Here is a 14,735-nt window from a genome sequence, read left to right as displayed (position 1 = left end):
GTGGGATGGAGAATGGTTCTTACGTGCATATGATGCTTTTGGAGAAAAAATTGGCTCCAAAGAATGTAATGAAGGAAAAATTTTCATCGAACCTCAGGGCTTTTGTGTTATGGCAGGCGTAGGAATCAAGGAAAATATGGCTGAAAAAGCACTAGAATCCGTTGAGAAATATCTAGATAGCAAGTATGGAGTTGTACTTTTACAGCCTGCTTATGAAAAATATTATTTAAACTTAGGAGAGATTTCTTCATATCCACCAGGATACAAAGAAAACGCAGGTATTTTTTGCCATAATAATCCATGGATTTCAATTGCTGAAACTATGATTGGTCATGGTGATAGAGCATTTGAATTATATAAGAAAATATGTCCTGCTTATCTAGAAGATATTAGCAATATTCACAGAACAGAACCTTATGTATACAGTCAAATGATTGCTGGTAAGGATGCTAAAAATTTTGGAGAAGCGAAGAATAGCTGGCTAACCGGTACCGCTGCTTGGACCTTTGTCAACGTTTCTCAGCATATTTTAGGGATTATACCTGACTTTTCAGGACTTCGCATAGACCCTTGTATTCCTGAAGGTTTCGATGAATTCACTGTCACAAGAGAATTTCGTAATGTCATTTATCACATTCATTGTACTAACCCTTCTCATGTACAAAAAGGGGTAAAAGAATTATATGTTAACAGCATAAAAGTCGAGGGTAATACCATTCCTATAGAAATGCAAAATCAATACTGTGAAGTTCTTGTTGTAATGGGATAATATACAGGTAGGGAGGATTATTATGATGCAATTTCCTAAAGACTTTATATGGGGAAGTGCTACTTCCTCTTATCAAATAGAAGGCGGATGGGATGCAGATGGAAAAGGTTCGTCCATCTGGGACGTTTTTTCACATAAGAAAGGCAACATCGAGAATGATGAGACAGGTGATATGGCTTGTGACCATTATCACAGATACCATGAAGATATTAAACTAATGAAATCCATAGGAATAAAAGCTTACCGACTTTCTATTTCATGGCCTAGAATTCTGCCCAAGGGCACTGGAGATATAAACGAAGTAGCACTTGCTTTTTATGATAATTTGATTCAAGAATTACTGAAAAATGATATTACGCCTTATATTACGTTATATCACTGGGACTTACCTCAGGCTTTACAAGAAAAAGGAGGCTGGGAATGGGAAGGAATATCTGATGCCTTTGCCTATTATGCAGGTATTGTTGCAGAACATTTTTCAGATTGTGTTACTTTTTTTGCTACTTTAAATGAGCCACAGATTACTCTTTTGCTTGGTTATCTAGAAGGCACTCATGCTCCCGGCTTTAAACTTCCAGTAAAAGATGCCGTTAAAGTTATGCACTATCTTCTACTTGCTCACGGAAAAGCGGTAAAAACTATGCGAAAAAAAGCAATTCAACCTATCAAGATAGGTGCTGTAACTACGGGAAATTTATGTTATCCATCTACAGAAACACCTACAGATATCTCCGCTGCTAGACAGGAAACATTTGCTCTTTCTTCAGATTCTTGGGCTTTTAGTCATACATGGTTTTGGGATGCTGTTATATTTGGCAAATATACCCATTGCAGTCAGTTTGCCTCACTTGAAGACTTTTCTTTCGTTAAGAAGGAAGATTGGGATGTTATAACTCAACCTTTGGATTTTATGGGCATTAATGTATATAACGGTCATGAAGTTTGCGAAAAGAACGGAGAACCATTTTATGTACCACGTATTTCAGGTTATCCAAGGACAGCTCTTGGATGGCCTGTAACAGAGCAGGTAATGGACTTTGGATTATTTTTCCTATATGAGCGATATAACCTCCCTATATATATTACAGAAAATGGTCTTGCCTGTAACGATAAAATAAATTTAGATGGAAAAGTTCACGACTCAGACCGTATTGATTTTACAAGGCGGTATCTTCTTAAAATGCATCAAAGCATACAAAGAGGAACAGATATCAGAGGATATTTTCATTGGTCTCTTATGGATAATTTCGAATGGAACAGTGGATATGGGCCTAGGTTCGGGCTTATATATATAGATTATCCTTCTCAAAAACGTATTTTAAAGGAATCTGCAGTATGGTACAAAAAGGTAATAGAGAGTAATTCTATTTCATAACCAAGTTTTATCAGTTGCTTTTCAAGCTTAACAACATTTTCTTCATGATGCAAATGCTGATCTTCTACTAAAAAATTTATATAAAGTTCATTTTTCACAGCTCTTTTTATATCTTTAACTGTCCAATAGTGACTATAATATCACTAAAATTGGTAGTTATTTACAATAAAACTAGAGTCATATATTGTTGTCCTAAAGTCACTAATTTTTACAAAAAAAAGTGACTTATCAATTCTATTTCAAAAACAAAGGTGTGCTCTAAAGCACACCTTTGTTTTTGAAATTTATAAAACCTTATACCATACATTCATACTTTCTATATTACCAGAAATATTAGTATTGTTAGTTAAAGTACCACCATACTTATAATTCAATTTTGAAAAAGTAATATTCATTCCATATGATAAAGCTCTTGCAATAGTAAATGCCACATAAAAATTTTCTCGTCGCATCTTATCTTCCATTTTACCTAGTAAAAATATACTAAACCCATTACCTCTATATTCAGGTAATGTAGCAAAATCAGTCATTTCAACACTTTTTGATGAATAATCCATTTCTGTAGATGCTAAGGATACAATTTTATTTTTATGTTTTATAGAAAAATATATTAAATTCTCATCCATGGTTTTTTGAATATATTTTTTATCATGAATAGGGAATGGATATGTTTCAAATACCTCTCTATATACTTTACATATTTGATCTATATCATTTTTATCACAAACATGAAATTGGTACTCTTCACGCAGTTCTACTCTTTCTTTTATTTTATCCTTTGAGAGAGATATATCAATGATTTTTTTCACTTTATTGCTTTCCTTTATAGTAGCTCTTTCTTTATTAAAAAACTTACTAATGAAGGCCATATCTTCAACACCATTATAAAATCCATCAATGATAGCTTCGATAATATATCCTGCCCTAACAAATTCACTTTTTAATGAATAAGGTATTTTTGCAAATATTTTAGTATAGCAATTTTCTATAGCCATTTCTTCTAAAGTATATATTATTTGGGGATAATCATCTTTATCTAGTTTCATTAAATAAATTCTATCATTGCATTTACCATGACAAATTGTGGAGTTACCTACTTTCTCAATATTATCATAATTAATCATTATCTTCTCGCCTTTGCAATCTATTATTGTTTTCTGGAATTAATGAGATTGTATCATTGGAATCCAATAAAAGTTTTTCTATACCTATAGCTTTATATTCATCAGCTTCATGTGTTTTCATTAGGAGCTTACATTCTTCACAACCTTTATTACAATCATGGTTTTTATAGTTATCCGGTTCTTTATAAGATGTAATTATCCCTTCATAGTTTCTTAGAATCACTTTATTTGGAGCAGAAGAAATAAGATAGTTTGGCATAACTCTTATCTTTCCCCCTCCACCTGGGGCATCTATTACATATGTTGGAACTGCAAAACCACTTGTATGTCCTATTAAACGTTCCATAATCTCTATACCTTTGGAAACAGGAGTTCTAAAATGAGCTAACCCTTCTGATAAATCACATTGATATAAATAATACGGACGTACTCTATTCTTAACTAATTGTTGGCAAAGTTTCTTAATAATCTCCGGACAATCATTTATTCCAGCTAGTAGAACACTTTGGTTGCCAAGAGGAATTCCCGCATCTGCGAGTTTTGCAAGTGCTTCCTTTGAAGATTTTGTAAGCTCTCTTGGATGATTAAAGTGAGTATTAACCCATATAGGATGGTGTTTTTTCAACACATTTACTAATCCATCTGTTATTCTATATGGGAGAACTACTGGAATCCTAGAGCCGATTCTGATTACTTCAACATGTGGTATTTTTCTAATTTCTGTTAATATCCAATCTAAATTTTCATCACTTAGTAAAAATGCATCTCCTCCAGATAATAAAACATCTCTAACTTCAGGAGTATTTTTTATATACTCAATTCCTTTCTTAAGTTCTTCTCTATCAGGAATTGATGCTTCATCTCCCACTTTTCTTTTTCTTGTACAGTGTCTACAATACATGGCACATACATTACTTATATGAAATAAAACTCTATCAGGATAACGATGGGTTATTCCAGGAACTGGACTATCCTTATCCTCGTGTAAAGGGTCAGTCATATCATGATTTCCAACTAGAGATTCACTTATTGAAGGAAATGCTTGTAAAAATATTGGATCTTTTTTATACTCATCTGAATCAATTAATGATAAATAGTAAGGTGTTATTGAAAGAGGAAATTTAGATGTGATTTCCTTTAACTCGTTTCTTTCTTCATCTGTAAATCTAATATCTAAAAGCCTTTCGAAGGTGCTAATCTTTGTTATAGAATTCTTAAGTTGCCATTTCCAATCTTTCCAATAGGAAAGATTCTTGTTTTTATAATTCTTTTCAAGTTCTTTTACTTTATCATCTACTAGTAATTGCATTATATTCCTCCTCGTACATATATATAGATATACTACTTCGTAGTTATATCTATATATTTCTACTTATACTTTTATTATTCTAGTTATACAAAAATTTATTCTTATTAGTAAGTTATTATTTACTTAAACATTTGAGAAAGCTTTAATTAAATAATGAACCTTTATTACATTTTACTGAAAAAAAGAAAAACAGTAAATTTGAACTGTTTTATTTGTATGCTTAATTAATTTGATTTCTTTCATCTATACTCTTACCATAAACCGAACAAATTCTCATTATAAAAACTCCTTTCTTCTCTTGATTAAATCAGACAATGAAAGGAGTAATTTTAATAATTTTTATCTTCTGTTGAAATACTAAATTATAGTTATTCCACAAAAAGTAATTTAGTTGAACTTCAACCACAATATATAGCGTCAGAACGCGTCAATCTGCGGTAGATATTGTGGTTGATTTTAGTTCAACTTACTTTTTGTGGTTTAACCAAATTATAGATACTTTTTTATTTGATCTTTTGAAAGTACTTTTCCCATCATTTTCACCTGTTCATCAACTACCAATGCTGGTGTTCTCATTACTCCATAACTCATGATATCTTGAATATCCTGTACTTTTTCAACAGTTGCTTCAATGCCCATTTCTTTTACTGCTTCTTTAGTATTAGCCTCTAGTTTTTTACATTTCGCACATCCTGAACCTAAAATTTTAATTACCATATTATATTCCTCCTAATTATTTATTAATAAAATATTATATTTCCCACTAAAAAACCTACAATAGCTGACAAAACAACTACAATGCATACATAGGTCAATGTCTTTTTTATTCCCATTACTTTTCCAATAACAATCATATTAGGTAAACTAAGTGAAGGGCCTGCTAATAATAAAGCAAGTACAGGACCTTTATTCATCCCAAGTTCCATAAAACTATTTACAATTGGTACTTCAGTTAAAGTTGCAAAATACATGAATGCACCAAATACTCCAGCCAAAAGATTAGCACCTAGTGAATTGTTACCAACAAATTTAACCATAAAAGTTTCAGGAATAATAGCCGTTAACACTCCTGCTATAAACACTCCTATAATAAATAATGGAACTATTTTCTTTGCTAAAAACCATGTCTCATCACACCAATTTAAAAGTTCTTCTTTTTTAAAGTACAAAAATAATATACCGATTAGTATAATAAAGAAAATAATTGTGATAATTGGATGCTTTACACCTGAAATAAGTATGGCAAGCAATACTAAAAAAAATATTAAGTTTTGCCACCAAGTCCTTTCATTTTCCTCTTGTATATTAAACATATTTTCATTTGGATCAATTTCTTCACTCTTTTGATACAAAATAGACATCAATATGCCAATAATAATAGATAGTACAATTGCTGATATAACCCTAGCAAATCCTATGTCTACACCAATAAGATTAAATGTAAATATAATCGCTAAAACATTAATTGCTGGTCCTGCAAATAAAAAAGTAACTGCCGGTCCTATCCCTGCTCCTTTTTTCCTTATACTAGCAAACATAGGTAATACAGAACAGGAACAAACAGCTAGTATAGCTCCTGAAACTGAAGCGATTGTATAAGCAATAGACTTTTTAGCATTAGGACCAAAATACTTCAATACAGCACCTTTGGACATAAAAGTAGAAATTGCTCCTGAAAGAAAAAATGCTATAATAAGGGAAATAACCCTAGTGATAGTTAAGTAATCAACCAACGCTTGCCATCCTGATAATATAATATTCAATTGTCACCCTCCATTTCATTCAAAAATCTAAAAATATATAATTTTTAAATGAAATAAATCAAGTGCCACACCATCCACATGGACAATATCTTCTCATCACACCACACCTCATATACCCTATATATAATTATGAAAAATAACTCTTCACATCTATTACTTTTTTACCTCAATCATTGTTTATCTATTTTTTTTGATACAATTATTGAAATAAATTTCTTTCAATTTCATATTTTCAATATCTTTTTTTATTTGTGGGTATTTATCTATATTATTTGCAATTTCTTCTACGATGCTCTTTAAAACAGAATCTTGTAAATTTAATCTATAATAAACAAATTGCTCTTTTCTACAATCTTTTACAAATCCCATATCGCGAAGTTTTGTAAGATGTTTTGATACTTTGGGTTGAGATAATTCAAGAATTCCACATATTTGACATACAAAAAGTTCCTGATAATACAGAAGTATTATTATTCTTAAGCGAGTTTGATCGGAAAGCATTTTAAAAAATTTATTTAATTCGTCCATTCATACCCCTCTTCTCATTCTTTTATACCCATATGTGTATATGCTTATAGTAATATAGTACTATCTTTTCATTTATTTGTCAAATAAGGATTATTTAATTATTTAAAAATTATTAAAGGAGGACATTGAGGAATAGTAACCCCAAATTATAAGAATGCTCTAATAAAAAGTATTGCGTTAATTACAAATATATGTATTTAATTTAATACCAATTGATTTGGATATTATTATAAAATATAAGATTTATTATTTTATCTTTTTTGTTAATAAATCATGTTCGTTATTTTTTCTATGGCTCATGGATACACTATCTTTCTATATATAAATAACATCAACAACATTTCTTGACATATACCCTGTGAGGGTATATAATCTATTTGAATACGAGTTTCAAAGTAAATTTATAATAATTATTTGAAAAAGGAGGAATTTCTTTTGGATATATCAACAATTATTTTATATTTAACTGCAATAGTTTTAGTAATTGTTTCTTTTGCGAAAAGCCCTAAGAAAACAAAGTTAGGTCTAAAAAAGGGGTGGATGTCATTCAAGAAAATTTTACCAATATTAGTTCCACTGTTTATGATAGTAGGAGTTCTATTAACAATCATTACTCCTGAAATAATAAAAACAGTTCTAGGTGAGGATTCTGGATTCATTGGAATTATTCTAGGAGTGCTAATTGGTGCAGTAACCTTTATGCCTCCTTTTGTAGCTTATCCATTAGGTGCCGAACTAATTACCCAAGGTGCTGGATATGCTCAAATTGCAGGATTTATTTCTTCTGTAATGGCTGTTGGTTTTGTTTATATCCCTACTGAGATAAAATTCTTTGGTAAAAAATCAACATTTTTACGTAATGTATTAGGTTTTACAGCTTCATTAATTGTAGCAATTATTATATGGGTGGTGATATAACATGAAAAAACATAGTTCGCTTATAATTGCAGTTTTATTAATCTTGGGATTATTTATATATAATAGTACTTTAGGGATAAAAGCAATTGAATCTTCAGCATTTCAATTTATAAGTATGCTAAAAATTGTGCCTCCTATTTTTGTGCTAATAGGTTTAATGGATGTATGGATACCAAGAGAAACCATGATTAAATTAATGGGTGAAAAATCTGGGTTACTTGGAATAGCAATAGCATTTTTCTTCGGTGCATTTGCTGCTGGGCCATTAATAGCAGCTTTTCCTGTTGCAGTTATAATGATAAAAAAGGGTGCACGATATTCAAATGTATTACTGTTTCTTATGGTATGGGCTAGTGCAAAAATTCCTATAATATTCTATCAAATCACAACTTTAGGTTTAAAGTTCACGTTAGTAATGAATATTTCACTTTTATCAATTTATCTAATAGGCACCTTATTAATTGAAAAATTATTAACTCAAAATGAAAAAACAGAAATTGTTTTAAAAGCTAGAAGTATTGCTTAAGAATATCAAATAGATTAGATGTGGAGATAGTATTTTTTTAACTCTTAAGTAATTTTTTTCTTATCAATATCTATTCATCTTAGAATACAACAGATCTAATTTATTTCATACAAGAATTTAGATGAAATCTTATTGGTAGCTTTACCTATTTATATAACAATTTAATTAAAATTCTTTTATTTAAAAAAACATCAGATTTCTCTGATGTTTAGTTTCATGACTATATCTTTTCTAAACTTTGTTTTAAATCTTTAATAATATCTTCTGCATCTTCTAATCCTACAGACAATCTAATTAATCCATCTGTAATTTCTAGTTTTATCCTCTCTTCAGGATCTACACTTGAATGAGTCATGCTAGCTGGATGTTGTACTAGTGTATCTACATCACCTAAACTTACAGCTATTGAACAAATATTAAGACTATTTAATACTTTTTTACCTGCCTCAAATGCTGACATTCCATTGATATTTTCCTTCAATTCGAAAGACAGCATTCCTCCATAGTACCCATTCATTTGCTCTTTACATAACTCATGTTGAGGATGAGAAGTTAATCCTGGGTAATACACTGATTCTACATAAGGATGGTTTTCTAAAAACTCAGCAACTTTCGTAGCATTTTCACAATGTTTTCTCACTCTAAGACCTAATGTTTTCATTCCTCTGAGCACTAACCATGAATTAAATGGACTTGGAGGTGTACCACAAATTTGAGTAAAGCCTAAACCTTTTATTTGATCCAACACTACTTTAGATCCTGTAATAACACCACCAACTACATCGCCATGACCATTAATATATTTAGTTACACTATGAATACTAATATCAGCACCTAGTTTTAGTGGGTATTGAATTGGTGGTGGTGCAAAAGTACTATCTACTATTAATAAAGCATCAAATTCATGAGCAACTTCTGCACAAGCTTTAATATTTGTGACTTTCATTGTAGGATTTGTTGGTGTTTCAAAATATACTACTTTCGTATTTTCTTTCATTGCTTTTCGTAAATTTGCTATATCTGTAGTATCTACAAAAGATACTTCTATCCCCATTTGCGGAAGTCCCTTATGCATAAGCACAGAAGTACCGCCATATACTGTATCCCCACATACTATATGATCCCCTGTTTTTAAAAGAGTTACTAATGTGGACCCAATAGCTCCCATTCCAGATGCAGTAGCAATACATGCTTCCCCTCCTTCAATAGATGCCATTTTCTCTTCTAACTGAGCTGTAGTTGGATTTCCTCCCCTTGTGTAAACAAAGCCTTGCTCTTCGCCTCTAAATCTTGCAGCTCCTTGTTCTACACTATCAAAAACAAAAGTAGATGTTTGAAATACAGGTGTAGCCAATGCTCCTGTTGATGGATCCGGCTTTTGACCCGCATGAATGTATTGTGTATCAAATCCTACAGTTTCATAACATATTTTATCTGACATATATTGAACCCCCTCTTATAATTTTTATATATTTTATATTGTTGATTCTTTGTGTTTTTTTTGAACAAACTCTATTATAAAAGACTTGTCCACATCTTTAAATCCCAACAACAAACATTGTCTTTTCCTCTTTTGTAATCGTTTAAAATGATATTTAAATGTATTTTATCACTTGTTTCAAGTTAACTCAATACTTTTTTTGTAATATTTTGAACTTATTCTAATAATTATTTCTTCCTCTAATTATTTTCCTCAATTTGATAAATTTGATTATAAATTTACTTATAGTCAATGAAAAGACCTTATTTCTTTTCTTTTACATATAAATACATTTTTATATCTTCCATTCTTATAACTTCTTTTTCTAGTTTCATACCACATTTTAACGCTACTTTTTCTGATCCTTTGTTTTCAGTCTTTATTAGCGCGATTACTCTTGTAAGTCCTTTTGATTAAATGCATATTGAATTAATGCTTCAGCAATTTCAGTAGCAAATCCTTTTCCCCAATGTTGCTCATTAATAACATAAATTACTTCTATTTCATTTTTGCTTTCTACTTCCTTTTCAAGCAATCCACTATGACCAACTGGCTCATTTGTTATTTATCAATAAGTGTCCATAGATCGTGTTCATACCATATATTAAAGGATTGTTTCCCAAGTACTTGTATCAAAGAGCTGTGAAGTTATCAAGTTCGTCGACTACGTTTCCTCGCAAAAATCACCTGTGCTATTTAACAAAACATGAACAAATGTTAACTGGCACCAGTACTCATATTGAGGAGGGCAACCGAAAAACTCTCATCTCCTTTTATTTTATATTTAATAACTGTTTCTTCTTTATTTCAGCAATAATAAGGATGATAATAGGTAAAATCACTTGAAATGGTAATGCATAATATGGATATATATCCATATTCCATTCTCTATAATACGTTACACTATCAAATTCAAAATAAGATAAATTAATCATAAGTAAAGCAAAAGGAATCACTATAAATCTATAATCAGTATATCCAAATATTTTAGTAATTCCTTTGCAGGCAGATAACAATAATATACTGATTTTAATAAAACCTCCTAATACAAATACAACAGCTGATATTACTTCTAATCTTTGAAAGGCTCCTCCAATATTTAATCTTGTGGTAGTATTATAAGAAGGAAAGTATAACACTGAAGTAAGATCTACCCCTAAAACTAAAATGTTAGTTAAAGAAATTATAAATATTAACATTCCTCCTATTAATAAACCTAGAAAATAAATTTTATAAGAAGATTTTTTTGTTTTAAAGTTTGAAAAAACCATAGTAAATGCTATTATTTCAGCAAGAGGAATTGAAAATACTGCGAAAGCTCCTTTTATACTTGGTTTTATACCATTATATAGAACAGGTCTAATATTATTTATATCCATTGTTGGGATTAATAATAAAACTATGATTAATATAAAAAAAACAAGAATGGGGAAAAAAAACTCTGCCCATTTTCCAGCTAATTCAACTCCATTCTTTACTAGAAAAACAACTAAAAGTGTTTCTACTATCATTGGTATTAGTATAGGTGTCTCATCTAATGAAACAGTTGATATAAAGTTTCCAAAATCTCTTAAAACTATAGCTGATAAATCGAACATATATATAGTAAATAATAATATAATTCCCTTTCCAATAAACGGTCCACAACATACTTCAATAATATCAAATAAATTTTTTCCCGGAAAAAGATAATGAAGTCTTGAATAAACAATCATTAAAAGGCATGCTATAAATATTCCAATAATAATAGCTATCCATAAATCTTTTTTAGCTTCCAGTCCCATTACTAGTATTGAAGATTCTCCAATCAAATAAACAGCTATTAGTAATATTGCTTGTTTATCGGAAATAACTTTATTTTTCATGTTTTCCTCCAAATTATAGATGATCAATGTTTAAAATATTTACACCTACAAACATAGTTTAACCAATATTACACTAGTATATAATTTTAATTAGATTTAGCAAATTCAACTCTATATGTATCACTAGTACCTCTGAAGTGTAAGATTTTCCAGAACCAAGTTACATCCACGCATACATGAACCTGTTAAGTATATGATGATTCCACTCAAGATGATATAAACTTTATTAGGAAACCTTCCCTATATCGATTCGGAAGAAATGACAGCTACTCCTGAAAGATGCGACTCTTGTCAAGTAGACAGGTAATTTAATTAAAAATTTATGCACATGAAATTTCTTTCCATAAAACATTTCTGATTTTAGTATTCCCAAAAAGCCTTCCATCGGTCCATTATCAATGCACTTACCAACTCGAGACATACTTTGTTGCATCCATTGCTTATCAATTTTATTCTTAAAAAGAGTCGATGTGCATTGAAAGCCTCTGTCACTATGGAAAATTGGTTTAGCATTTGGATGCTTTTCTATTGCGTTCTCAAACATTTTAAATACAAGCTTATTATTGTTTTTGAATGATAATTCGTACTCTATGATACTGTTATCATAAAGGTCCATAATTGGACTTAAATATAGTTTTCGTGTATCACCTGATATAGAAAATTCGGTTACGTCAGTTAACCATTTTTCGTTTGGATTCTGTGCTTGAAAGTGTCTTGCTAAAATATTTTCCTTAATGTAATCAGGTTTCACTTTTTTCCTATTTACTTTCTTTCGTCTTATTCTTGCCGAGATACCTAAAAAGCCCATTAAACGACGTATATATCCTACAGAGTAGGTTTTCTGATTCAAACGATTGATATACATAGTCATACGCCTATATCCTAAAATACCATCGAAAGTTAAGTGATATTCTTTAATTAATGAGCATAATAATTTATCTATCTTTTCCTTATCAGGTTCAACTCTATTTTTATACTTGTAGTATGCACTTCGTAATGCTTTACACATCATGCTTACTGAATAACCACGCGAGCAATAATAATGGATAGTCTGATAACTGGATTCATTTCTTACTTTCGATAATGATTTTTCTTTTCGAACTCCTCTTTTTTTTTAAGAACTTCCAGTTCAAATTCTCTTCTTTTTCTTAGAGCTTTTTCTCGTTCTAATTCTAATTTGAGCTTTTCAAGTTCTGTTAGAGATTCCTCATCTAATAATTGTTTTGCTTTTGGACCACGTTTTTTATACTTGAGGGCCTCTTCACCATCTTCTAGATATTTTTTAGTCTATTTATATACAAGAGCATACTTAATTGCAAACTTGGAGGCGGCATCTTTGTAGCTCATATCATTTAAAATAACCCAATTTTTAGAAATCCCTATTCATTATAACATTATTTGAAATAAATACTAATGATATAGTATTAACTAAAACAACCACCACTTCATAATATAAAGTGGTGGTATTTTTCAATTAATTATTCTTTAGAAATTACTTACACATTTCAAAGATTTTAATAATCTCTTCTTTAGTAACCGGTCTTGGTCCATTTGTAGTATTCGGTTCACTACCTGGGAACATTCTTACTATATCATCAGCCATTTTTTCAAATTGGTCATCAGGAATATTAACATCAGAAAGTGTTAAGTATGAATCAGTAGACTTAAACCACTCTACAACTTTACCAGAAAGCATTTTAGCTGCTTTTAAATCATCTTCTTCAGTTACATCGAAACATCTTCTAGCTAATTTAGCCCATCTTTCAGGCATTACATCAGCCATTAACTCAAGATATGGAGGAATTACGATTGTCATCCCTCTTCCGTGAGGTAAATCATAAATAGCACTTAAAGGCATTTCAACTGAGTGCATTGGAATACAACCAGTTCTTCCAAGTGCTTGTATTCCTGACCATCCGAAGATTGAACATAAAGCAAGTTGTCCTCTAACTTCAGTATCTTCAAGGTTGTTAATAATCTTATCAAAATTCTCTTTTAATGTAAGAATAATACCTTCTGTAATTCTGTCAGCAAATTCTGATTCTGCATGACTTGATAAATAGTGCTCGATCAAGTGTGAGAAAATATCGATACAACTATCTTTTGTAATTAACAATGGTACTGAAGTTAATAATTCAGGATCAACAATTGCCACTTTAGGGAATCTATATGCTGATCTTGAGAAACTCTTTTCATTTGTTTTAGCATTTGTTAATACACCACCTGCATTACATTCAGAACCTGATGCAGAAATTGTTGGAATTGAGATAATTGGATAAGCACCTGTATATTCTCTAGGCTTTCTATCCCCTAATACAACATAATCCCAAGACTTTCCACCTGAGAATCCTGTAGCTGCAATGTACTTTGAACCATCAATAACACTACCACCACCAAGAGCAATTACAAACTCACAATTTTCTGCTTTAAACATGTCAATTGCTTTGTCGATAGTTTGTGCTCTAGGGTTAGGCTCAATCCCTGTAAAAGTTACAAATTCAACGCCCGCTTCTTTTAATGAAGTTTCAACTTTGTCGATGATTGGATCTAAAAAACCTCCTCTTGCATATGTAGCAATCATAGCCTTTTTTCCATAGCCTTTAGCTATTTCACCAATCTCCTTGATTCTACCCTCACCGTAAACTAACTCAGTAGGGAAATTCCAATTTAAGTTATTCATTTTTTATTACCTCTCTTTAAATTATTTTACACTTTTATCCACGTTGACACTCAAAGTAATATTTTGTCCACCATACGCATATTCATAATTGCGTAACCTTTTCGCATATACGTCTTGTTATATTATATCACTATGGAAGATAGTGTTCAATAAAAAATTAAAAAACTAATATAATTTACTGCTTCTCAAATCGCCGCTCTATATAATGTTGATGAAGAATTAGTGCAACTTAAATTTAAAAATAATAAGGTTTTGTAATACTAAGGGGGTGTGCTCAAAATAAAATGGTACCTATGTCAAGGACAATTTAAAAAGGGTGTTAAGATGCTAAGAGATGATTTCTGTATTGTACAGGAGTCATCTTGTTTAGGTTCCATTGATATCTATAATTATTGTAA

Annotated in this window: 14 protein-coding genes and 1 pseudogene; 4 read left to right on the top strand and 11 right to left on the bottom strand. The window is 30.6% G+C overall.

Annotated features, from left to right (window positions below):
* On the top strand, positions 1–769 hold a 769-nt coding region (locus ACQ3F0_RS26290), incomplete at its 5' end, for a GH36-type glycosyl hydrolase domain-containing protein (RefSeq protein WP_428868790.1).
* 22 nt (positions 770–791) lie between these two features.
* Positions 792–2,144, top strand: a complete 1,353-nt coding sequence (locus ACQ3F0_RS26285; RefSeq protein ID WP_428868789.1) for a GH1 family beta-glucosidase — start codon at positions 792–794, stop codon at positions 2,142–2,144.
* Positions 2,145–2,428: 284 nt separating this feature from the next.
* Here the strand turns inward: ACQ3F0_RS26285 and ablB are convergent, their stop codons facing one another.
* The 5 genes from ablB to ACQ3F0_RS26260 all read right to left on the bottom strand — a co-directional run bounded on the left by ablB (position 2,429) and on the right by ACQ3F0_RS26260 (position 6,868).
* Positions 2,429–3,268 (bottom strand): putative beta-lysine N-acetyltransferase, encoded by an 840-nt coding sequence (ablB, locus tag ACQ3F0_RS26280; RefSeq protein ID WP_428868788.1) that lies wholly within the window; start codon positions 3,266–3,268, stop codon positions 2,429–2,431.
* The gene (gene kamA / locus ACQ3F0_RS26275; protein WP_428868787.1) at positions 3,261–4,577 is read right to left on the bottom strand and encodes a lysine 2,3-aminomutase; all 1,317 of its coding nucleotides are present in this window, start codon (positions 4,575–4,577) and stop codon (positions 3,261–3,263) included. The genes ablB and kamA overlap by 8 nt, the downstream gene beginning before the upstream one ends.
* Before the next feature lie 489 nt (positions 4,578–5,066).
* On the bottom strand, positions 5,067–5,294 hold the full coding sequence (locus ACQ3F0_RS26270) for a thioredoxin family protein (protein WP_428868786.1): 228 nt from the start codon (positions 5,292–5,294) through the stop codon (positions 5,067–5,069).
* A gap of 23 nt (positions 5,295–5,317) precedes the next feature.
* The gene (locus tag ACQ3F0_RS26265; protein WP_428868785.1) at positions 5,318–6,340 is read right to left on the bottom strand and encodes a permease; all 1,023 of its coding nucleotides are present in this window, start codon (positions 6,338–6,340) and stop codon (positions 5,318–5,320) included.
* A 177-nt stretch (positions 6,341–6,517) separates the two neighbouring features.
* Entirely contained in the window at positions 6,518–6,868 is a 351-nt protein-coding gene (locus ACQ3F0_RS26260; RefSeq protein ID WP_428868784.1) for an ArsR/SmtB family transcription factor, read from the bottom strand.
* A 435-nt stretch (positions 6,869–7,303) separates the two neighbouring features.
* Here ACQ3F0_RS26260 and ACQ3F0_RS26255 point away from each other — a divergent pair, with 435 nt between their 5' ends.
* Together ACQ3F0_RS26255 and ACQ3F0_RS26250 are read left to right on the top strand one after the other, a co-directional pair.
* A complete protein-coding gene (locus ACQ3F0_RS26255; RefSeq protein ID WP_428868783.1) occupies positions 7,304–7,786 on the top strand; it encodes a permease in 483 nt (160 codons plus the stop codon).
* 1 nt (position 7,787) lies between these two features.
* A complete protein-coding gene (locus ACQ3F0_RS26250; RefSeq protein ID WP_428868782.1) occupies positions 7,788–8,312 on the top strand; it encodes a permease in 525 nt (174 codons plus the stop codon).
* A gap of 220 nt (positions 8,313–8,532) precedes the next feature.
* Here ACQ3F0_RS26250 and ACQ3F0_RS26245 read toward each other — a convergent pair whose 3' ends face one another.
* From ACQ3F0_RS26245 to ACQ3F0_RS26220, 6 genes and pseudogenes are all read right to left on the bottom strand, one after another.
* Entirely contained in the window at positions 8,533–9,753 is a 1,221-nt protein-coding gene (locus ACQ3F0_RS26245; RefSeq protein ID WP_428868781.1) for a trans-sulfuration enzyme family protein, read from the bottom strand.
* A 430-nt stretch (positions 9,754–10,183) separates the two neighbouring features.
* A complete protein-coding gene (locus ACQ3F0_RS26240; protein ID WP_428868791.1) occupies positions 10,184–10,357 on the bottom strand; it encodes a GNAT family N-acetyltransferase in 174 nt (57 codons plus the stop codon).
* Positions 10,358–10,565: 208 nt separating this feature from the next.
* A complete protein-coding gene (locus tag ACQ3F0_RS26235; protein ID WP_428868780.1) occupies positions 10,566–11,657 on the bottom strand; it encodes a GerAB/ArcD/ProY family transporter in 1,092 nt (363 codons plus the stop codon).
* 226 nt (positions 11,658–11,883) lie between these two features.
* A pseudogene (locus tag ACQ3F0_RS26230) lies at positions 11,884–12,729 on the bottom strand (IS3 family transposase); the annotation flags it as partial.
* 420 nt (positions 12,730–13,149) lie between these two features.
* Positions 13,150–14,337 carry an iron-containing alcohol dehydrogenase gene (locus tag ACQ3F0_RS26225; RefSeq protein WP_428868779.1) on the bottom strand — a complete coding sequence of 396 codons (1,188 nt, stop codon included), beginning with the start codon at positions 14,335–14,337 and terminating at the stop codon, positions 13,150–13,152.
* 319 nt (positions 14,338–14,656) lie between these two features.
* Positions 14,657–14,735 (bottom strand): IS3 family transposase (locus ACQ3F0_RS26220; RefSeq protein ID WP_428868228.1); only part of this gene is annotated, 79 nt, incomplete at its 5' end.

It is taken from the genome of Clostridium sediminicola (genome assembly GCF_050402865.1).
GTDB classification, from domain to species: domain Bacteria; phylum Bacillota; class Clostridia; order Clostridiales; family Clostridiaceae; genus Clostridium_AF; species Clostridium_AF sediminicola.
This window is presented reverse-complemented; position numbering and strand designations above follow the sequence as displayed.